Origin of the sequence: Candidatus Methanogranum gryphiswaldense, from assembly GCA_019262145.1 — an archaeon.
GTDB lineage: Archaea > Thermoplasmatota > Thermoplasmata > Methanomassiliicoccales > Methanomethylophilaceae > Methanogranum > Methanogranum gryphiswaldense.
This window is the reverse complement of the sequence record CP076745.1, coordinates 1,334,212-1,351,321: the sequence shown is the minus strand read 5'-3', so window position 1 is coordinate 1,351,321 and position 17,110 is coordinate 1,334,212. Positions and strand designations below refer to the sequence as shown.

The 17,110-nt window shown below is 49.2% G+C and carries 29 protein-coding genes; 28 read left to right on the top strand and 1 reads right to left on the bottom strand.

All coding sequences use genetic code 11. From position 1 onward, the window contains the following. Positions 1–4 precede the first annotated feature (4 nt). Positions 5–1,354, bottom strand: coding sequence for an FAD-dependent oxidoreductase (locus tag KRP56_06960; protein UAL07546.1), 1,350 nt, complete (start codon positions 1,352–1,354; stop codon positions 5–7). Positions 1,355–1,470: 116 nt separating this feature from the next. Here KRP56_06960 and KRP56_06955 point away from each other — a divergent pair, with 116 nt between their 5' ends. The 28 genes from KRP56_06955 (at position 1,471) to KRP56_06820 (ending at position 17,102) form a co-directional block, all read left to right on the top strand. Further along, a complete protein-coding gene (locus KRP56_06955) occupies positions 1,471–2,463 on the top strand; it encodes an archaeosine biosynthesis radical SAM protein RaSEA (GenBank protein UAL07545.1) in 993 nt (330 codons plus the stop codon). Positions 2,464–2,468: 5 nt separating this feature from the next. Continuing rightward, positions 2,469–2,795, top strand: coding sequence for a DUF5611 family protein (locus KRP56_06950; protein UAL07544.1), 327 nt, complete (start codon positions 2,469–2,471; stop codon positions 2,793–2,795). Positions 2,796–3,040: 245 nt separating this feature from the next. After that, positions 3,041–4,039, top strand: coding sequence for a 50S ribosomal protein L3 (locus KRP56_06945; GenBank protein ID UAL07543.1), 999 nt, complete (start codon positions 3,041–3,043; stop codon positions 4,037–4,039). A 5-nt stretch (positions 4,040–4,044) separates the two neighbouring features. Next, positions 4,045–4,815: a 50S ribosomal protein L4 gene (rpl4p, locus tag KRP56_06940; GenBank protein ID UAL07542.1), complete on the top strand. Its 771-nt coding sequence runs from the start codon at positions 4,045–4,047 to the stop codon at positions 4,813–4,815. Further along, complete coding sequence (rplW, locus tag KRP56_06935) at positions 4,812–5,093, top strand: 50S ribosomal protein L23 (protein ID UAL07541.1); 282 nt, start codon at positions 4,812–4,814, stop codon at positions 5,091–5,093. The genes rpl4p and rplW overlap by 4 nt, the downstream gene beginning before the upstream one ends. A gap of 9 nt (positions 5,094–5,102) precedes the next feature. Further along, positions 5,103–5,792, top strand: a complete 690-nt coding sequence (locus KRP56_06930; GenBank protein UAL07540.1) for a 50S ribosomal protein L2 — start codon at positions 5,103–5,105, stop codon at positions 5,790–5,792. Between the two features lie 5 nt (positions 5,793–5,797). Next, positions 5,798–6,265: a 30S ribosomal protein S19 gene (locus tag KRP56_06925; GenBank protein UAL07539.1), complete on the top strand. Its 468-nt coding sequence runs from the start codon at positions 5,798–5,800 to the stop codon at positions 6,263–6,265. An 11-nt stretch (positions 6,266–6,276) separates the two neighbouring features. Continuing rightward, the gene (locus KRP56_06920; protein ID UAL07538.1) at positions 6,277–6,729 is read left to right on the top strand and encodes a 50S ribosomal protein L22; all 453 of its coding nucleotides are present in this window, start codon (positions 6,277–6,279) and stop codon (positions 6,727–6,729) included. Between the two features lies 1 nt (position 6,730). Continuing rightward, positions 6,731–7,423, top strand: coding sequence for a 30S ribosomal protein S3 (locus KRP56_06915; GenBank protein UAL07537.1), 693 nt, complete (start codon positions 6,731–6,733; stop codon positions 7,421–7,423). Then, complete coding sequence (rpmC, locus tag KRP56_06910; protein ID UAL07536.1) at positions 7,423–7,626, top strand: 50S ribosomal protein L29; 204 nt, start codon at positions 7,423–7,425, stop codon at positions 7,624–7,626. The genes KRP56_06915 and rpmC overlap by 1 nt, the downstream gene beginning before the upstream one ends. Continuing rightward, positions 7,623–7,922 (top strand): stress response translation initiation inhibitor YciH, encoded by a 300-nt coding sequence (gene yciH, locus KRP56_06905; GenBank protein UAL08500.1) that lies wholly within the window; start codon positions 7,623–7,625, stop codon positions 7,920–7,922. Before rpmC ends, yciH begins: the two co-directional genes overlap by 4 nt. Position 7,923: 1 nt before the next feature. Next, positions 7,924–8,178, top strand: coding sequence for a ribonuclease P protein subunit (locus KRP56_06900; protein UAL07535.1), 255 nt, complete (start codon positions 7,924–7,926; stop codon positions 8,176–8,178). A 4-nt stretch (positions 8,179–8,182) separates the two neighbouring features. Continuing rightward, positions 8,183–8,515 carry a 30S ribosomal protein S17 gene (locus KRP56_06895; protein UAL07534.1) on the top strand — a complete coding sequence of 111 codons (333 nt, stop codon included), beginning with the start codon at positions 8,183–8,185 and terminating at the stop codon, positions 8,513–8,515. Positions 8,516–8,522: 7 nt separating this feature from the next. Then, positions 8,523–8,921, top strand: a complete 399-nt coding sequence (locus KRP56_06890) for a 50S ribosomal protein L14 (GenBank protein ID UAL07533.1) — start codon at positions 8,523–8,525, stop codon at positions 8,919–8,921. A gap of 9 nt (positions 8,922–8,930) precedes the next feature. Then, a complete protein-coding gene (gene rplX, locus KRP56_06885) occupies positions 8,931–9,305 on the top strand; it encodes a 50S ribosomal protein L24 (GenBank protein ID UAL07532.1) in 375 nt (124 codons plus the stop codon). Further along, positions 9,302–10,009 carry a 30S ribosomal protein S4e gene (locus KRP56_06880; GenBank protein UAL07531.1) on the top strand — a complete coding sequence of 236 codons (708 nt, stop codon included), beginning with the start codon at positions 9,302–9,304 and terminating at the stop codon, positions 10,007–10,009. Before rplX ends, KRP56_06880 begins: the two co-directional genes overlap by 4 nt. Continuing rightward, a complete protein-coding gene (locus tag KRP56_06875; GenBank protein UAL07530.1) occupies positions 10,006–10,515 on the top strand; it encodes a 50S ribosomal protein L5 in 510 nt (169 codons plus the stop codon). Before KRP56_06880 ends, KRP56_06875 begins: the two co-directional genes overlap by 4 nt. Further along, on the top strand, positions 10,512–10,658 hold the full coding sequence (locus KRP56_06870; protein ID UAL07529.1) for a 30S ribosomal protein S14: 147 nt from the start codon (positions 10,512–10,514) through the stop codon (positions 10,656–10,658). Before KRP56_06875 ends, KRP56_06870 begins: the two co-directional genes overlap by 4 nt. Before the next feature lie 10 nt (positions 10,659–10,668). Further along, on the top strand, positions 10,669–11,058 hold the full coding sequence (locus tag KRP56_06865) for a 30S ribosomal protein S8 (protein ID UAL07528.1): 390 nt from the start codon (positions 10,669–10,671) through the stop codon (positions 11,056–11,058). Between the two features lie 9 nt (positions 11,059–11,067). Continuing rightward, entirely contained in the window at positions 11,068–11,619 is a 552-nt protein-coding gene (locus KRP56_06860) for a 50S ribosomal protein L6 (protein ID UAL07527.1), read from the top strand. Continuing rightward, positions 11,616–12,311 (top strand): 50S ribosomal protein L32e, encoded by a 696-nt coding sequence (locus tag KRP56_06855; protein ID UAL07526.1) that lies wholly within the window; start codon positions 11,616–11,618, stop codon positions 12,309–12,311. The genes KRP56_06860 and KRP56_06855 overlap by 4 nt, the downstream gene beginning before the upstream one ends. Before the next feature lie 2 nt (positions 12,312–12,313). After that, the gene (locus tag KRP56_06850) at positions 12,314–12,775 is read left to right on the top strand and encodes a 50S ribosomal protein L19e (GenBank protein ID UAL07525.1); all 462 of its coding nucleotides are present in this window, start codon (positions 12,314–12,316) and stop codon (positions 12,773–12,775) included. Continuing rightward, on the top strand, positions 12,775–13,275 hold the full coding sequence (locus tag KRP56_06845) for a 50S ribosomal protein L18 (GenBank protein UAL07524.1): 501 nt from the start codon (positions 12,775–12,777) through the stop codon (positions 13,273–13,275). Before KRP56_06850 ends, KRP56_06845 begins: the two co-directional genes overlap by 1 nt. 1 nt (position 13,276) lies before the next feature. Then, a complete protein-coding gene (locus tag KRP56_06840; GenBank protein UAL07523.1) occupies positions 13,277–13,957 on the top strand; it encodes a 30S ribosomal protein S5 in 681 nt (226 codons plus the stop codon). A 2-nt stretch (positions 13,958–13,959) separates the two neighbouring features. After that, positions 13,960–14,424 (top strand): 50S ribosomal protein L30, encoded by a 465-nt coding sequence (locus tag KRP56_06835; protein UAL07522.1) that lies wholly within the window; start codon positions 13,960–13,962, stop codon positions 14,422–14,424. 11 nt (positions 14,425–14,435) lie between these two features. Then, entirely contained in the window at positions 14,436–14,858 is a 423-nt protein-coding gene (locus KRP56_06830; GenBank protein ID UAL07521.1) for a 50S ribosomal protein L15, read from the top strand. Between the two features lie 23 nt (positions 14,859–14,881). Continuing rightward, complete coding sequence (secY, locus tag KRP56_06825) at positions 14,882–16,420, top strand: preprotein translocase subunit SecY (protein UAL07520.1); 1,539 nt, start codon at positions 14,882–14,884, stop codon at positions 16,418–16,420. A gap of 58 nt (positions 16,421–16,478) precedes the next feature. Further along, the gene (locus tag KRP56_06820; protein UAL08499.1) at positions 16,479–17,102 is read left to right on the top strand and encodes an EMC3/TMCO1 family protein; all 624 of its coding nucleotides are present in this window, start codon (positions 16,479–16,481) and stop codon (positions 17,100–17,102) included. The last annotated feature ends 8 nt before the right edge of the window (positions 17,103–17,110 follow it).

Below are 17,110 nucleotides of genomic sequence, written 5' to 3'. Positions count from 1 at the left end.
TATCTCACTGGTTAAATTTGTGGCAAAGGTCCTCTGCGGCTTTCAGAACAACATCTTGAACCATCGATGTTGGTGGGCAGTATGCATTTTCAGCACGGACAAGGAAATCTTCTGCGGTTACGCCCTCGATCGCAACAGATGTGAGCCAGTCGATACGACCGGTGGCTTCTTCACCTGCTATTATCTGCGCTCCTATGATCCTGTGCGAGGTCTTGTCAGCAAGGAGCTTTACAATCAGTTCCTTTCCGTCAGGGTAGTATCTTGCACGGGTTGTTCCCGTTGCTTTTCCTGCAACTACACTAATGCCGTACCATGATGCAAGTCCGAGAGAAAGTCCTGTTCCAGCTATCTGTTTATCGCCTATGACACTGACCCATGGGCTTGCTACCGGGCCGAAAAGGGCTTTATTTCCTGCAGCATTGATACCTGCCACCCTTCCTTCTTTGACAGCGGACGATCCCAACTGGCTCATTGTAGGGCCAGGCATTATTGCAGACTCACATTGGATTACATCCCCTGCAACATATATATCAGGAACAAGGCGTCCTTTTCTGTAAGGCTGCAATGTGGGTGCAACAACAACGGCACCGAGCTGTCCAAGATCAAATCCGAGTTGTTTAGCGATATCGACGTTTGCGCGCACGCCTGTCGCAAATATGATCATGTCGCAAGGATAGGTCTTGTCTGCGGCAGTAATGCTTGAGACCTTAATGGTTCCATTAACGGCCTGTATGGGTGCTTTCATTATGAATTTAACGCCTTTGCTTTCAAGGTAGGCCTGTATAGGGTCAGCCATGTCCTTATCGGCAATTCTAGGTATTACTTGGTCCATCATTTCGATGACGGTAACTTCTTTTCCAATATTGACCAACGAAAGGGCGATCTCAAGTCCGATGACACCTGCACCGCCGATAACAACTTTTTTCGAGTTCTTAAGTGCGGCCTCGATCTTTTTCCCATCCTGTATGGTCCTTACCATGAAGACCCCTTCAAGGTCCACTCCAGGTATAGGGGGAATGAATACCTTACCGCCAGTGGCTATGACAAGCGAATCGTATTTGTATGTCTTTCCAGCTGCTACGAGGGTTTTATTATCGCCATCTACAGATTCTACTTTTGTTTTTGTAAAGACCTCAATGTTCTTTTCTTTCTTGTAGAATTCTGGTGTGTGCATAATGACGTTTTTCCATGTTGATTTTCCTTCAAGGACCCAAGGAATTATGCAGGGAGAATATGCGATATCCTCATCTTCTGTAAAAACTGTAATCTTTGCTGAAGCATCTGTTGCCCTGGCAGAGGAAGCAGCGGTCATTCCAGCGGCTCCCGAACCGATTATAATGATTTCTTTAGCCATGTGGCTTACCTTGGTTCTCCATTAAACCATCAGTTATTAATGTTTCTTATGAGCGCGGGCGCGAACCGCGAAGGATTAATTACAAGAAATACGTGTGGAACGACGGAGTCACCAAGATGAAGGAGAAAAGATTGCCGTCAGAATTAGAGACACTTTGGAAAGAGAAGGATCTTTCTAACGGAAAAGTCGTTGATGCGATGGTAATGATCATGCGTACAAGCGGATGCTGTTGGGCAAAGACCGGCGGTTGCACGATGTGCGGATACAGGCAAGCATCTGTCCGGGAAGTGACAGTTGAGGATCTAAACAAACAGATAGATCAAGCCGTTTCTAAATACAAAGGAGAACCGTTTGTAAAAATTTATACATCTGGTAGTTTTCTTGATGAAAAAGAGATACCTGGGTCTGTAAGAGATAGGATTTTAAATGAATTTTCCGGGTGTGAGCGCATCTTGGTGGAAAGCCGTCCGGAATTTATTACTCCTGGAACATTATCCGTTTTGCCAAAAACAATGACCATTGCTTTGGGGATGGAAAGTGCAGATCCAGATGTGTTGAGGATCTCAATAAACAAGGGTTTTACACAGGAGGACAGCAGAAGAGCAGGAATGGCCATTAAGGATGCAGGCCTTACTGTTAGAACGTACCTTCTATTGAAGCCTCCATTCATGACCGAGAGAATGGCCATTGATGATGTGGTAAGGTCTGCAAGGTTTGCAGATCCTTTTTCTGATGAGATATCGATAAATCCTTTGAATGTTCAGCGTGGAACATACGTTGAAAGATTGTGGAGAAGAGGGGAGTTCAGGTCCCCTTGGATATGGTCTCTAGTAGAAGTATTCAGAACGTTGTCTGGCACTGTTAATGCTCGTCTTATGTCATCACCTTCGGGAGGGGGGTCTCAGAGGGGAGTTCACAACTGTGGAGAGTGCGACAGGAATGTGCTAGATGCCATCGAGAAGTTCTCATTTTCTCAGAATATCAGAGATTTGGATGTTACATGTCCATGCGTCGAGAAATGGAAAAACTATATGGATGCCGAGAGATTACTGGGCACAGCAGCCGACCTCGAACGTGGGTTCGACGGCGATTTGACAATCAAGGAGTGAGCTAATTGGACTACGACATCAAGAAAGGTTGGTACAAGAACATAGATGGGGAGAAATTGAAAGGTCTCATGGAAGAGATATTCGGTAATGCAAAGCAGGAAGGCGATGCACTGGTATCTTCCTATGGGGTCATGGCTCGCATAAATGTGAAGATCAAGTCCAAGGACTGTATGGAAATCACGGTCGAGAACGACAAGAAATCCACTTTTACCGACGCAGCGATACTCGATAGCAAAAGGACACTGAACGTCTTCGCGGAGAAGGCGACAGGATTCGATGCAAAGGCACGTATGAAGCGTGCCCAGCAGAAAGCAAAGAAAGGCGAAATCTGATTTTTTCCAAGCCCTCTCTTTATTTATAATAGAGAAGGGCAGCCTTTATATACAAGACGACCTTACCATGCCCTAGATTGGACAGACTAATCTCTGACCAGACGCAACGGGCAATGCAATTGCAACCCATGTTCACTCATATCGAAATTTTTCGAGATGAATAAGGCGTCACGGTCGGAGCATAAGACGGTTCGTCGAATACAAAGCGAGGTTAGCGAAGATACCCTCGCAGGCATGTGTGAAATATGTCACAAAGAAGACGTCCAAAGAGAGGATCCCAAGCATACGGTCCCAGGAAGAGAGCAAAGTCTCAGACACCTAGGTTTGATTCGTGGCCAGAGATCAGCGGAGCACCTAAAATACAGGGTTTCGCAGGATATAAAGCAGGAATGACACACGCGTTCGTCGTGGATAAGAGGGTAAAGAGCACCACATCCGGTATGGAACTCCAGACACCGGTCACGGTTATCGAGGTCCCCCCGATGAGGATAGCTGCAGTGAGATTCTATGAGAACACAATTTTGGGCCTTAAAACGGCAGGAGAAGTATGGGCACAGGATGTCGATATACTCCTTTCCAAGAAGCTCAATGTTCCAAAGAATCACAACGAGGCTTCCTTTGAGAGGTATTCTGGCCTTGACGTGGAAGATGTGCGTGTGATCGCATACACCCAGCCAAAGCTCGTAACGGGAGTCCCCAAGAAGGTTCCCGAGATCATGGAGCTTAGGATTGGTGGCGGAACGATTCCACAAAGGATCGCATACGCTAAAGGAATCCTCGGAAAAGAGGTTAAGATCACAGACTTTGCACTCGAAGGAGCACTTATCGATGTTATCGCAATCACCAAGGGAAAAGGATTCCAGGGTGTAACGAAACGTTGGGGAGTAAAACTTCTGTCCCACAGGAACAGCAAGCACCGCCGTGGAATCGGTAACCTCGGTCCTAAGAGACCCGGATACGTAAGAGGAACAGTTCCACAGGCAGGACAGATGGGATACCACCAGAGAACAGAGTGTAACAAGAAGATCGTTAAGATGGGAGCCGACGGGGCAGATATTAACCCCAAGGGAGGTTTCATCAACTACGGAGAAATAAGGAACACCTATGTTCTCATTCACGGATCCGTACCAGGACCTACCAAGAGGCTCATAAGGCTTAGAGATGCAACAAGAGCACCCAAGAAGGCAAACACAGCGGCACCTGAGATCACTTATGTGTCCACAGAGTCCAAGCAGGGGGCATGATTTAGATGACAACGACAAACGTTTATTCAGTCAAGGGAGAGATCTCCGGAACCATCGATGTCCCCGCCGCATTTGCAACAGAATACAGGCCCGACGTCATAAAGAAGGCCATTCTCGCGGCGGCAGCCAACAAAAGGCAGCCCTACGGACCATCACCCAATGCAGGAATGAGACATTCTGTTAGCACATGGGGAAAGGGACGTGGAGTTTCACGTGTACAGAGAGTTAAGGATGGAAAGAGAGCGACAGAGTCGCCTAACAACGTTTCTGGAAGAAGGGCACACCCCCCGCTACCTGAGAGGATATGGGCACAGAAAGTCAACAGAAAAGAATTGAGAATGGCCCGTATGTCTGCTCTTGCAGCAACCGGCCGTGCAGACTGTGTAAAAGCACGTGGGCATCAGTTCGATGATTCTCTTTCGTTCCCAGTTGTTATTGACGACGAGTTCCAGAATATCACAAGCACCAAAGCGGTCGGAGAGATCCTAGATCTCATCGGCATAGGATACGATGTTGAGCGTGCAAAGGACGGAACCAAGATCCGTGCAGGAAGGGGAAAGATGAGGAACAGAAAGTACAGGACACCTGTATCTATTCTTATTGTAGTATGCGACAGGGAACTGCCCATATTCAAGAGTGCATCTAACCTTCCCGGCGTACAGATCGAAACGGTCGGCACACTAAACGCGGGCATACTCGCTCCTGGAGGAGATGCAGGAAGACTCGTAGTCTATACTAAATCAGCTATCGCACAGATAGGAGAGTGGACGGAATGAAGCAGAGCGATATTCTCATAAGGCCTTATGTCACAGAGAAATCCTTGAATTTCATGGCCGGGACACCTGCACAGAAATTCAGGGATGGAAATAAGATCGAGTTCATAGTTCACAGGCAAGCATCCAAGAAGGATGTGAAAGTTGCCTTCGAAGAGCGCTTCGAGGTCAAAGTCGAGTGTGTTTGGACAAGAATTCAGAAAGACGGTAAACATGCCATCATTAAACTCGCAGAGGGTTACTCCGCTGAAGATGTTGGAATGAGGGTTGGAGTATTCTGAGGTGAATATATGGGAAAGAGATTGAGAACACAGAGAAGGGGCCGCGGAGGCTCCCACTACCGTTCCCCAAGCCACAGGCATGTAGACGATGTCAGGCTTCCTCACATGGAAAATGGGGTCGGAACAATCAAAGATCTGATACAGGCACCCGGAAGGACCAGCCCGCTGGCAGTCATTGTCTTCCAAGGCAAGACAGACTACCAGATCGCTGTTGAAGGGACCAAGGTCGGACAGCAGATAGCAGTAGGAACAGACAAGATCGTAGCCGGAAACATCACGACGTTGAGCAAGATTCCTGAGGGAAGTTATGTACACAACATCGAGGGAACACCCGGAGACGGAGGAAAGTATGCAAAGACAGCAGGCTCGTCCGCAACAATTGTCAGCAGGGGAGAGAGCATTATGATTCTCATGCCTTCCGGACAGATGAAGGAGTTCAACCCTAACTGCCGCGCCGTTATCGGTGTAGTTGCAGGTGGAGGAAGAGGGGACAAGCCACTCGCTAAAGCAGGTAAGAATTACCTTACGCTTAGGTCGAGATCCGTTGCCAACAAAGTTGTCAGCGGAGTTGCAATGAATGCAGTCGATCACCCCCACGGAGGAGGAAGCCACCCCCATGTCGGAGGACCGAACTGTCAGAAGAGGACCGCATCTACTGGTCAGAAGGCAGGATTCCTGCCTCCTAAGAAGAGGAAGTGATTCCAATGGCAAAGAAAATTATCGCAGGATCGGCAAAAGCCTCCAGAAGGAAATCGAGAAAGAAGGCATCCGCGATCCAGTCAAAGAGGAAGAAGGAGTTCATGTACCGTGGATTCACCATGGACGAGTTGCTCGCCATGTCTTTCGACGAGATTCTAGGTCTCCTTCCTTCCAGGTCAAGGAGGACATACCTCCGCGGACTGAACTACGAACAGCAGTTGCTTTTTGATAAGCTAAAAGCAGCGGAACCGGAAGATGTCATCAGGACACACCGCAGGGATCTCCCAATAATCCCGCAGTTCGTAGGAAAGACCGTTAGTGTTTACAACGGACACGAATTCAAGAACGTAGAGATCAAGCCCGAAATGCTTGGATGTTTCCTTGGGGAGTTCATTCCTACAAGAAAAGCACCACAGCACTCTGGACCCGGAGTCGGTGCTACAAGATCTTCGAAGTTCATGCCGCTGAAGTGAGGTGTTAAGGTATGACAAACAAAGGTTACACAACAGTTGCAGACCCAGACACATCCGCTAAGGCAAGGGCTAAGGATCAGCCCGTCTCCCCCAAGTTCGCACGCGAGGTGGCCGGTATGATCCGCGGAATGAAGGTAGACACAGCAGTGGTAAAGCTCGAGGAAGTAATCGCAATGGAGAAGGCTGTCCCTCTGAAGAGATACAACAAACGTGTATCTCACAAGAAGGGAGTCGGACCCGGAAGATACCCCGTAAAGGCATCTTTGGCGATCCTTGCAGTGATACAGTCCGCTGCTTCAAATGCAGAGTACAAAGGACTTAGTCCGTCAAATATGGCGATCGCCACGATTACAATTGCAAGGGGCCAGACCATCCCCGGCCACAGGCCGAGGGCACAGGGAAGGGCTACACAGTGGAATCAAGAGACCGCCAACATTGAGGTAATTCTCGAGGAGGTTGAGTGAAATGGCATCAGAGAGAAAATTTGTTGCCGAGAACGTCCGCAGGGTTCTCCTTAAAGAGTACCTCATGAAAGAGGTTAGCCGTGCAGGATTCGGCGGGCTGGACGTCCAGAGGACGCCCATGGGAACCCGTGTCATCCTCACCACAGAGAGACCCGGACTAGTTATCGGAAGGCGCGGTCAGACGATCAAGAACCTTACATTGGCGATCGAAGAGAAATTCGGTTTTGAGAATCCTCAGATCGAAGTTCAAGAGGTTGCGAATGCAAGTCTTAACGCACAGATCATGGCAGAGAAACTGGCCTTCTCTCTCGAGAGAGGCTGGCATTTCCGTAGAGCAGGGCATTCCACGGTCCGTAGGATCATGGATGCGGGTGCACGCGGATGTCATATCATAATTGCAGGTAAATTAACCGGACAGAGACACAGAACGGAAAAATTCAAAGAGGGTTACATAAAGTTCTGCGGTGAGCCCAAGATAAACTTCATCGATCACGGATACGCGGTCGCGAAGCTCAAGATGGGAGTCATCGGAGTCACTGTGGAGATCATGAGACCCGACGCAAAACTGCCTGCCGAGATTTCGGTTGTCGGAAAAACTGAGGCCGCAGCACTCCTTCCGGATCTGTTCGCGACACCAGTTAAAGCTGAAGGCATAGTTTCTGCGCCCACATCGGTCAAAGGAGGGGTTCAGTAATGACTTCTCTCAAGACCGCGGACATCAGAAACATGAGTGTCGAGGAACGTAATCAGAAGCTCAAAGAGCTTCGCAATGAACTCATGCACGAGAGAGGAGTTTCCGCTATGGGAGGTGCCCCCTCCAGTCCTGGAATAATCCGTGCCCTCAGGTTGAACATTGCGCGCATTCTGACCGTCCAGAAGGAGGAGGAAGAATTCTGATGGTTATCTGTCCAGTATGTGGATTGCCTAAGGAACTCTGCATGTGCGAGGAAATCGCACGTGAACAGCAGTGCGTTAGGATCTCAGTTGATAGCCGCAGATATGGTAAGATGGTTACTGTGATTGATGGAATCGATGAGAATGATATCAACATAAACGATCTGACCAAGCAGCTTAAAAATAGATGTGCTGCCGGCGGAACATGCAAGGATGGCCGTATAGAACTCCAGGGCGATCACAAGAAAAAAGTGAAAGTAGTCTTGGAAGAAATGGGCTTCCGTACTGAAGTTAGGTAAAATGAACAGAAGCGAATTCATGAGGTCTGAACTCATAGGTCTGGACGTGGTAGTGCTGTCAGCACCATTCTCGGGATTATCCGGGGTTGTGGTCGACGAGACAAAAAACACGTTCACCATTGAATCGGCCGGAACTGATAGAATGGTACCAAAGCCAGGCAATGAGTTCAGATTCACATACCAAGACATACAGATAGACATCAAAGGTATAGAAATACAACACCGACCAGAAGATAGAATAAAAAAGGTTAGGTGAAAAAATGACAGCAAAAACAAGAAACATTGGAATTGACGTTGTTCCCCCCACATCTGAGTGTAACGACCCGAACTGCCCCTTCCATGGCAGTTTACCGGTCAGGGGACAGGTCATTGAGGGTGTAGTTGCGACCGTCAAGATGAGTAAAACAGTCATCGTTGAGCGCAATTACCTTAGATTCGAGAAAAAATACGAGAGATACGAGAAAAGATCTGCAAGATATGCATGCCATGCATCTCCTTGCCTTGGACTCAAGGTAGGGGACCGTGTAAGGATCATGGAATGTAGACCAATTTCGAAGACCGTGTCGTTCGTAGTAGTTGAGAAAAAGGAGTGATGAAGAGATGAAGGGAATTGCTGGAAATCAGACAAGAGGACTCATCAACGGATCACAGCTCACGGTTATAGATAACTCTGGAGCTAAGGTCATCGAGATCATTACCGTTCCTGGCTACCACGGAGTGGCAAGGAGGATCCCCGCAGCTGGTGTCGGTGACGTTGTCATCGCATCTGTGAAAAAGGGAACTCCTGCGATGAGGAAGCAGATCGTATTTGCGGTCATAGTACGCCAGAGACGCCCAATGAGACGTCCTGACGGAACAATGATATTCTTCGAGGATAACGCCGCAGTACTTACGACCGATACGGGCGAGACAAAAGGAACAGACATAAAAGGGCCTGTTGCAAGGGAGGCAGCCGAAAGGTGGCCACGTATTGCAGCAACGGCCAACACTATCGTGTGAGGAATGAATATGGCAAGCAGCAAAGCAAGGGTACAGAGAAAAGCTCAGGCACACGCACCTGCCCACAAGAAGAGGAAGATGCTTTCAGCACACCTCTCCGCTGAACTCCGCGAGCAGTACGGGGGCCGCACAGCAAGGGTCTGCAAGGGAGATACCGTTGCAGTACTCCGCGGTGATGCGGACATCCGTGGTACCGAGGGAAAGGTTCTCGAGGTATTCACAAAAACAGGGCGCGTTTCAGTCGATGGAGTAACCATCAATCAGGCGGACGGGACAGCCGTTGTCCGTCCAATTCACGCATCAAATCTCGTGATCACAAAGTTGAACACGGAAGATCCGTGGAGGATGGATGCGCTCTCCAAGAATAAGGAGGCTAAACAATGAGCGATCACATGAAGAGATTGGCAGCACCCAGGACATGGCCCCTCAAGAGGAAGGTCTCGGTCTGGGCAACAAAGCAGTCTCCCGGAGCACACTCTGTGGAGAGCAGCATGCCCGCAGTTCTAATCCTCAGGGATATGATCGGCGTATGTGACACCGCTAGGGAGGCAAAGAGGATCATAGGCAACCGTGAACTTATCGTTGACGGAAAGGCCGTGAAAAATCCTAAGGCCCCCGTTGGAGTCATGGACACGATCGTCATCCCCAAGATGGGACTGGCATTCCGCATGCTTTTGAGCGAAAAGGGAAAGTTCATACTTGTACCTATCAGTGCAGACGAGGCGAAGGTCAAACTCTGCAGGATAGAGGACAAGACGACGGTCAAGGATGGAAAGTTCCAGATAAACCTTAGTGGTGGAAGGAACATCATTCTTGACAAGAACGACTACAAGGTAGGAGATACGCTTAAGATAGAAGTTCCAGACCAGAAGGTCATCGAGCACTATCCAGCTAAATCCGGAGCCAAGGTCCTTATAGTCAAAGGTTCGCAGTCTGGAAAGATCAAGACGGTCAAAGATCTCATCGTGGTCAAAGGATCCGGGGAGAACATAGTCGTCTTCGATGACGGAACTGAAACTACCAACTGCAATATATTCGTAGTTGGAGAGCGCAAGGTTGAAATCACAATGCCGGAGGCCTCTGCATGAATGCAATGAGGGAACTCCACATCGATAAGATCACTGTGAATATCGGTGTCGGAGAGGCAGGAGAGAGGCTTGCAAAAGCACAGAAGGTCTTGAAAATGGTCACAGGACAGGCATCTGTCCAGACAATATCCAAGCATGTAAACAGGGATCTCGGTATTCGTATCGGAATGCCTCTTGGATGTAAGGTCACCCTTAGGGGAGAGGCCGCAGAAGATTTTCTTAGAAAGTCTCTTGCTATCAGAGAACAGCGCGTTTACGAGTATTCGTTCGATAAAGAGGGAAACATGTCCTTCGGTATCTCCGATTATACTGATTTCGCAGGAATGAAATATGATCCTGATGTCGGTATCTTTGGAATGGATGTAAGCGTAGTTCTCAGAAGAAAGGGCGGTAGGATCTCGACGAGGGCACTCCTTAAAAGGAAGGCCTCCAAAGGTCACCGTGTGGATCGCGATGAGGCGATCCAGTATATGAAAGACAATTATGAAGTAGAGGTGGTAGAGTGAAGCCCAAGAAACAGTTTGGCAGATCTATTGGATGTACCCGCTGCGGACGCAGAAGAGGAATCATCAGAAGATATGGAATGCATCTTTGCCGCCAGTGCTTCAGAGATATGGCCCCGGAACTCGGGTTCAAGAAGTATTCGTGAGGTGTGAGAAATGCAGTGCGATCCATTGAACGACGCAATGTGCGTCATGAAGAATGCAGCTCTCAACGGAAAGAGCGAATGTGTTATCCAGCCCTCCTCAAAACTTATCGGCCGCGTGCTGAAAGTAATGCAGGACCACGGATACATCAATCAGTTCGAGTACATTGAGGACGGAAAAGCAGGTAAATTCCGCGTTATGCTCAAAGGAGCAATCAACGACTGTGGTGTTATCAAGCCGAGGTATTCGGTCAAAATCGTAGAAATCGAGAAGTTCGAAGCGAGGTTCCTCCCCGCACAGGACTTCGGAGTTCTCGTCATGACCACTACCGCAGGTGTTATCACCCAGGAACGTGCCAAAGAGCTCGGAATAGGCGGAAAGTTGTTAGCATACATCTATTGAGGAATAAAAATGACAATAGCAGGGAAAATCGAAAGCACTATCGCCATCCCCGGCGGTGTCACTGTCTCTAGGGACGGCGACATAGTAAAGGTCAAGGGACCTAAGGGAGAATTGAGCAGAAACTTCGCGCACCCTCGCGTCATCGTGAAAGTTGGAGAGGGACAAATCAGCGTTAGCTGCGAGTACCCCAGGATCAAGGAAAAGGCCATGGTCGGAACCTTTGTGGCACACATCAATAACATGATGAAAGGTGTCACAATAGGATTCACATACGGTCTTAAGGTCGTATTCTCCCACTTCCCGATGAAAGTGACTGTAAAAGGAAATCAGGTCGAGATCAACAACTACATGGGAGGACACGCTCCGCGTTACGCCAAGATAGTTGATAACTGTAAGGTAAAGGTCAGCGGTGCTGATGTTACCATAGAGGGAATAAGCATCGAGGCCTGTGGTCAGACCGCAGCCAACCTAGAGAAAGCAACCTCCAGGCCCGGTTTCGACAAGAGAACGTTCCAGGACGGAATATATATCGTCCACAAATCCCACAAGGTGAAAGAATGACCGTAAAAACACTCACGGACCTTACAGGCCTCAAAGAAGCCAACGTGGCCGAGCTGAAGAGCATCGGCATCACAAGCGTCGATGAGCTCAAGGCAGCCTTGTCGGACGATGCAAAGGTCAAGGAGATAATCAAGGCGCTTTCCGGTGTCGGTCCAAAGACCGTGGAGAACTGGAAAAAGACCCTCAGCGGGGAAATAGTACCCACAGAGGTAAAGAAGGAGACCAAGAGGTCAGAGTCCAAGGAGAAGACTGTAGAAGTCGTCGAGGTCGTTGAGAACGAAGGATATGTCGTAAAGGCTAAGCCCGAGATCAGCGAAGAGATGGCCGATGCATTGGCTAAAAGAGCGTTAATCTCTGGACGTAGGCCTGCTTTCAAGAGACAGGAGTGGTTCAGATACTCCAAACTCGGAGAGAAATGGAGAAAGCCGAAAGGTATTCACTCCAAGATGAAGAGACAGCTCAAGAGGCGTCCCCCGATGGTCGATATCGGTTACCGTGGGCCAGTCTCTACAAGGGAACTTCACCCCTCAGGGTTCGAAGAGGTTCTGATCTACAATGTAGACGGTCTCGAGAACATCAATCCTAAGGTTCAGGCTGTCCGCATAGGCGGAACAGTAGGGACCAAGAAAAGAATCGTCATAGAGGACAGGGCTGCAGAGCTCGGTATAAGGGTTCTCAACAGGATGGTGTGAACATGTCCGATCTTAGAAACCAGAGAAGAATGGCAGCTGACATTCTGAACTGTGGTGAGAATAGAGTCTGGATCAACCCCGATAAGATCGAGGATGTCGAAGACTGTATCACCCGCGGCGATATTCGCACGGCCATTGATTCCGGCCTTATCAAGGCAAAGGCAAAGAATGGCACTTCCAAAGGAAGGATAAGATACGCCGCAGGTCAGAAGGCAAGTGGAAAGAGGAAGGGACCCGGTTCAAGGAAGGGAACAGCCAACGCACGCGTTTCCGACAAGAGCAGGTGGATGGCCACGATCAGGCCAATCCGTGACGAGCTTAAGACCCTAAGGGCCGATGGCAAGATCACTCCCTCCGTATACAGGCTGTACTATAGAAGGGCCAAGGGAGGAGTTTACAAATCTCGTAGGAACCTCAAACAGCACATGATCGCCGAAGGTTGCCTCAAGGAGGAGGAGAACTGATGGCTACAGGACCAAGATATAAAGTTGCGTTCCGCAGAAGAAGAGAGTGCCGTACTGACTACTACGTTCGCCGCAAGCTCCTTACGAGCCGCGAAGCGAGGGCAGTCGTCAGAAGGTCCAACAAGAACACCAACGTCCAGTTCGTAGAGTTCGGGATGGAGGGCGACAGAATCATTATGTCGGCAAGTACCAAAGACCTCGTCAAGATGGGATGGGAGAACTCATGTTCAACCATTCCCGCGGCGTATCTCCTTGGATACCTTGCAGGCAAAAGAGCAATCAAAGCAGGAATCGAGTACGCTGTTCTCGACATCGGCATGCAAAACCCCAAGCGCGGCGGAGTTCTCTTCGCAGTTGTAAAGGGTATGGTCGATGCGGGACTTGAAGTACCTGTTTCCGAGGATGTCCTTCCCACTGAGGATAGGCTCTACGGAAAACACATCGATGATGCGATCGAGGCCGCAGTTAACGGTCTGAAAGACAAGATGGAGGCTGAGTGAAATGGATTGGGTCCCTAAGACAAGATTGGGCCAGATGGTGCTCAACGGTGAGATCACAACCATGAGCGACGCATTGGCCACAAGACTGCCCCTTCGTGAGGCAGAGATCGTGGACATCCTACTCCCGGACATGAAGGATGAGGTCATCGACCTCAACATGGTCCAGAGGATGACCGACTCCGGAAGGAGGGTCAGGTTCGCGGTGACGTGTATCGTTGGAAACGGCGATGGATTCATCGGAATCGGAAGGTCGAAAGGAAAGGAGGTCGGACCTTCTATAAAGAAGGCCATCGACAACGCAAAACTGAACATCATCGAAATCAAAAGAGGATGCGGTTCATGGGAGTGCGGTTGCGGTGAGCCTCACTCGTTCCCATACGAGGTCATTGGACGTACAGGGTCTGTAACTGTCTATTTGAAACCTGCACCACGTGGTATCGGATTAGCTGTCGGAGATGTCGCAAAGAGTCTTCTAACGCTTGCCGGTGTCAAGGATGCATGGGGATTTGCGACAGGAAATACGAAGACCAAGGTCAACTATGCGATGGCAACATTCGAGGCGCTCAAAGAGACGTCCCGTATGAGAGTCACTGCTGAGCAGATCCAGAGACTTCGTATCGTATCGGGACCAGTCGGTCTGTCGATAGAAGAGACCGACGTTAACTTTGACAAGGAGGACTGAAGATGACATACGCAATAATTCGTGTTCGTGGACAGCCTGATGTCAATTACAACATTGCTTACACGATGGACCTTCTAGGCCTTACAAGGGTCAACCACTGCGTGGTTGTTCCCGAGAACGGATCTACGGATGGAATGCTTCAGAAAGTTAAGGATTACTGTACCTGGGGAGAGATCAGCGAGGAGACCCTCACTGCGATGATCCGCGCACGCGGAAGACTTGCAGGCGACAAGGAGATCACCGACGATTATCTCAAGGAGAAATCAGAATTCACCTCAGTCGAGGAACTTTCGAAGGCAATAATTGAGAATGATTACAAACTGAGAGATGTTGAGGCTGCAAAGCCTGTGTTCCGTCTTCACCCCCCTGTAAAGGGATTTGAAGGCAACAAGCGTTCCTACCAGAACGGTGGGGCACTCGGTTACAGGGCAGAGGCCATCAACGATCTCATCAACAGGATGCTGTGAGGTGTAAAGAAATGCCAAGCAGAACCAAAAAAATGAGAGGATCTAGGACGCACGGCCGTGGAAAGAAATCTGGACGTGGAGCTGGTATAATCGGTGGACGCGGTCAGGCCGGTCTCGGAAAGACAGGCAAGATCGGTATGCTGAAGTATGACAGGGACCACTTCGGAAGACACGGTTTCAAGAGACCCCAATGCATGGTCGAGGCAAACACGACCCTCAACATTGCGGAACTCGAGGAGCAGGCTGACCATTTCGTAGAAATGGGCTTCGGAGCGAAGAATGGGGATATCTATAATATCAACCTAACTGATGCAGGCATAGACAAGCTGCTCGGAAACGGAACCATCAGCGTGGCTGTGAACGTCACAGTGGCCGAGATCTCCGCGAAAGCTCGCGAGAAGATCGAGGCCTCTGGTGGAAGTATTGTTGAGTAAGCAAATCGAGGAGTTAGATTGGGATGGATGAACAACCTAGCCTGTTGTACAAGGTAAAACCTCTAGGCGACAGGCTCCCCGCAGTCAAGCGTCCTGAAGGCCATGTGCACTTCAGGACGAAGATGATGTGGGTCATTGTCGTGTTGGTCGTATACTTCATAATGACCAACGTGTACATATACGGCCTGGATCAGTCGGAATCGCTTGATCTGTTCGCACAGTACAGGACCATCATGGCAGGAGCGTCTGGTACGATCCTGCAGCTGGGTATTGGGCCCATCGTCACAGCCTCAATCATCATGCAATTGTTCGTGGGAGCGAAGATAATCAAACTCGATCTCACGAACAAAAAAGACAAAGCGTGTTACCAATCCGTTTTGAAACTGTTGGTCATAGTAATGATAGTCGTCGAGGCGGTACCTCAGGTATTTGGATACCTGGTACCGTCCGATGATTTCGTTTCGACCTTCGGTTCGAACGGATCTAAACTGCTCATCATCCTGCAGCTCTGCATCGGATCATATCTGGTGTTCTTGTTCGATGAGGTGGTATCTAAATGGGGTATCGGAAGCGGTATCTCTTTGTTCATCGCCGCGGGAGTTTCCCAGGCCGTGTTCACAGGAGCATTGAACTGGTATGCGGTGGACGCAAGCGAAGTAATGAGCGTATCGAATCCGCCTGCTGGAACAATTCCCAAGGCCATCTACATCTTGATGAACACCAGTTCATCGGAGATGGCAAGCGGTGGGTATGAGTCGATATTCCTTGGACAACCGAATCCTATGATAGCACTAGTGGGGACGATAGTGATCTTCCTTGTGGTGGTCTATCTAGAATCGAGTCGTATCGAATTGCCGCTATCACACGGTAATGCGAGAGGTGCCAGAGGAAGGTATCCGATCAAATTGATGTATTCAAGTAACATCCCGGTCATATTGATGTCCGCGTTGTTGGCAAACATCAGCATGATCGCGTTACTCCTCTATACCAATGATTTCCTTAGCGGAATTCCATTGATCGGACATAACGATATAATCGGATCTTTCGCTGATGATTCCACTACGGCGTCTGGAGGGATAGCATGGTATCTGTCGGCCCCGCAAGGTCTGACTGATTGGCTTATGCCGATACTAGACCCAGCAAGTTACGGTAATGACCATGGAGCGTTGGAGAATCTATGTCGTGTATCGATATACGGTACGGTCATGGTGATGGGATCGATAATGTTCGCTAAGTTCTGGGTCGAAACGACAAATCTCGGTCCGGAAGCAGTGGCAAATCAGATCCAAAAGAGTGGTATGCAGATTCCAGGATTCCGTAGGGATCCTCGTGTACTGAAACGTGTGCTCGAAAGGTATATTCCGACGATCACGGTTCTATCTGGAGCTCTGATAGGAGCTCTGGCGGCTTGTGCCGACATGATAGGTACAACAGGAAATGCTTCAGGTACAGGATTGCTGTTAGCGGTGGGTATAATGATCCACTTCTATGAGGCGGTCGGTCGTGAACAGATGATGGAGATGAATCCAGTAATGAGAGGATTCTTCGGAGGAGAGAGTTAAGATGGCAAACCCCGGATCACCCGAACAAATGCAGAGATCGCAACAGGCCGTGCCGGCCATGCCCAAGGGCACCCTGATCGGCATGATGATCGCCCTGGTCGTCATGATGGTCGTCATGATGTTCAGAGACCCGATCGGTAAAGCGTTGAATGTAGTGTTCCAGTACATTGACTTTGGTGGTCAATGGCCTGTGTTCACTCTGATCATCTCAGGTATAATCATGATCACCCTAAGCACGGTGATCAGGGGATTCATCACCGATCCAATAGAACAGGCAAAAGTTCAACAGGAGCAGTCGGGGTTCAACGCAGAACTTCGTCAGGCAAGAATAGAGAACAATCTATTCAAACTGAAAAAGCTCCAAGAACAGCAGCCGCAGATGATGGGAAAATCCATGAAGATGAGCACCGATCAAATGAAGATCATGCCCGTCACCATGGTCATCATCCTCCCGGTGTATGCCTGGGTCTATTACTTCATATCATATACTGTGGACCCTGTGGATCTCTACATTAATATGCCGTGGGGAGTGTTGAACCTTGCGAATTCAGTAATGGGATTCATGCCGTATTGGATCGTCATCTACACGATGATCAGCTTACCCATCGGACAGTTGGAGAATAGATTCGTAAGATACTATCTCCTGAAAAAACGTCTGAAGGAACTGGATGTCGTATATTGAAGGCCTTC

Coding starts and splice junctions, on each gene's coding strand:
- KRP56_06960 (UAL07546.1), bottom strand. CDS start 1,354: ATGGCTAAAGAAATCATTATAATCGGTTCGGGAGCCGCTGGAATGACC.
- KRP56_06955 (UAL07545.1), top strand. CDS start 1,471: ATGAAGGAGAAAAGATTGCCGTCAGAATTAGAGACACTTTGGAAAGAG.
- KRP56_06945 (UAL07543.1), top strand. CDS start 3,041: ATGTCACAAAGAAGACGTCCAAAGAGAGGATCCCAAGCATACGGTCCC.
- rpl4p (UAL07542.1), top strand. CDS start 4,045: ATGACAACGACAAACGTTTATTCAGTCAAGGGAGAGATCTCCGGAACC.
- rplW (UAL07541.1), top strand. CDS start 4,812: ATGAAGCAGAGCGATATTCTCATAAGGCCTTATGTCACAGAGAAATCC.
- KRP56_06930 (UAL07540.1), top strand. CDS start 5,103: ATGGGAAAGAGATTGAGAACACAGAGAAGGGGCCGCGGAGGCTCCCAC.
- KRP56_06925 (UAL07539.1), top strand. CDS start 5,798: ATGGCAAAGAAAATTATCGCAGGATCGGCAAAAGCCTCCAGAAGGAAA.
- KRP56_06920 (UAL07538.1), top strand. CDS start 6,277: ATGACAAACAAAGGTTACACAACAGTTGCAGACCCAGACACATCCGCT.
- KRP56_06915 (UAL07537.1), top strand. CDS start 6,731: ATGGCATCAGAGAGAAAATTTGTTGCCGAGAACGTCCGCAGGGTTCTC.
- rpmC (UAL07536.1), top strand. CDS start 7,423: ATGACTTCTCTCAAGACCGCGGACATCAGAAACATGAGTGTCGAGGAA.
- KRP56_06900 (UAL07535.1), top strand. CDS start 7,924: ATGAACAGAAGCGAATTCATGAGGTCTGAACTCATAGGTCTGGACGTG.
- KRP56_06895 (UAL07534.1), top strand. CDS start 8,183: ATGACAGCAAAAACAAGAAACATTGGAATTGACGTTGTTCCCCCCACA.
- KRP56_06890 (UAL07533.1), top strand. CDS start 8,523: ATGAAGGGAATTGCTGGAAATCAGACAAGAGGACTCATCAACGGATCA.
- rplX (UAL07532.1), top strand. CDS start 8,931: ATGGCAAGCAGCAAAGCAAGGGTACAGAGAAAAGCTCAGGCACACGCA.
- KRP56_06880 (UAL07531.1), top strand. CDS start 9,302: ATGAGCGATCACATGAAGAGATTGGCAGCACCCAGGACATGGCCCCTC.
- KRP56_06875 (UAL07530.1), top strand. CDS start 10,006: ATGAATGCAATGAGGGAACTCCACATCGATAAGATCACTGTGAATATC.
- KRP56_06865 (UAL07528.1), top strand. CDS start 10,669: ATGCAGTGCGATCCATTGAACGACGCAATGTGCGTCATGAAGAATGCA.
- KRP56_06860 (UAL07527.1), top strand. CDS start 11,068: ATGACAATAGCAGGGAAAATCGAAAGCACTATCGCCATCCCCGGCGGT.
- KRP56_06855 (UAL07526.1), top strand. CDS start 11,616: ATGACCGTAAAAACACTCACGGACCTTACAGGCCTCAAAGAAGCCAAC.
- KRP56_06850 (UAL07525.1), top strand. CDS start 12,314: ATGTCCGATCTTAGAAACCAGAGAAGAATGGCAGCTGACATTCTGAAC.
- KRP56_06845 (UAL07524.1), top strand. CDS start 12,775: ATGGCTACAGGACCAAGATATAAAGTTGCGTTCCGCAGAAGAAGAGAG.
- KRP56_06840 (UAL07523.1), top strand. CDS start 13,277: ATGGATTGGGTCCCTAAGACAAGATTGGGCCAGATGGTGCTCAACGGT.
- KRP56_06835 (UAL07522.1), top strand. CDS start 13,960: ATGACATACGCAATAATTCGTGTTCGTGGACAGCCTGATGTCAATTAC.
- KRP56_06830 (UAL07521.1), top strand. CDS start 14,436: ATGCCAAGCAGAACCAAAAAAATGAGAGGATCTAGGACGCACGGCCGT.
- secY (UAL07520.1), top strand. CDS start 14,882: ATGGATGAACAACCTAGCCTGTTGTACAAGGTAAAACCTCTAGGCGAC.
- KRP56_06820 (UAL08499.1), top strand. CDS start 16,479: ATGCCCAAGGGCACCCTGATCGGCATGATGATCGCCCTGGTCGTCATG.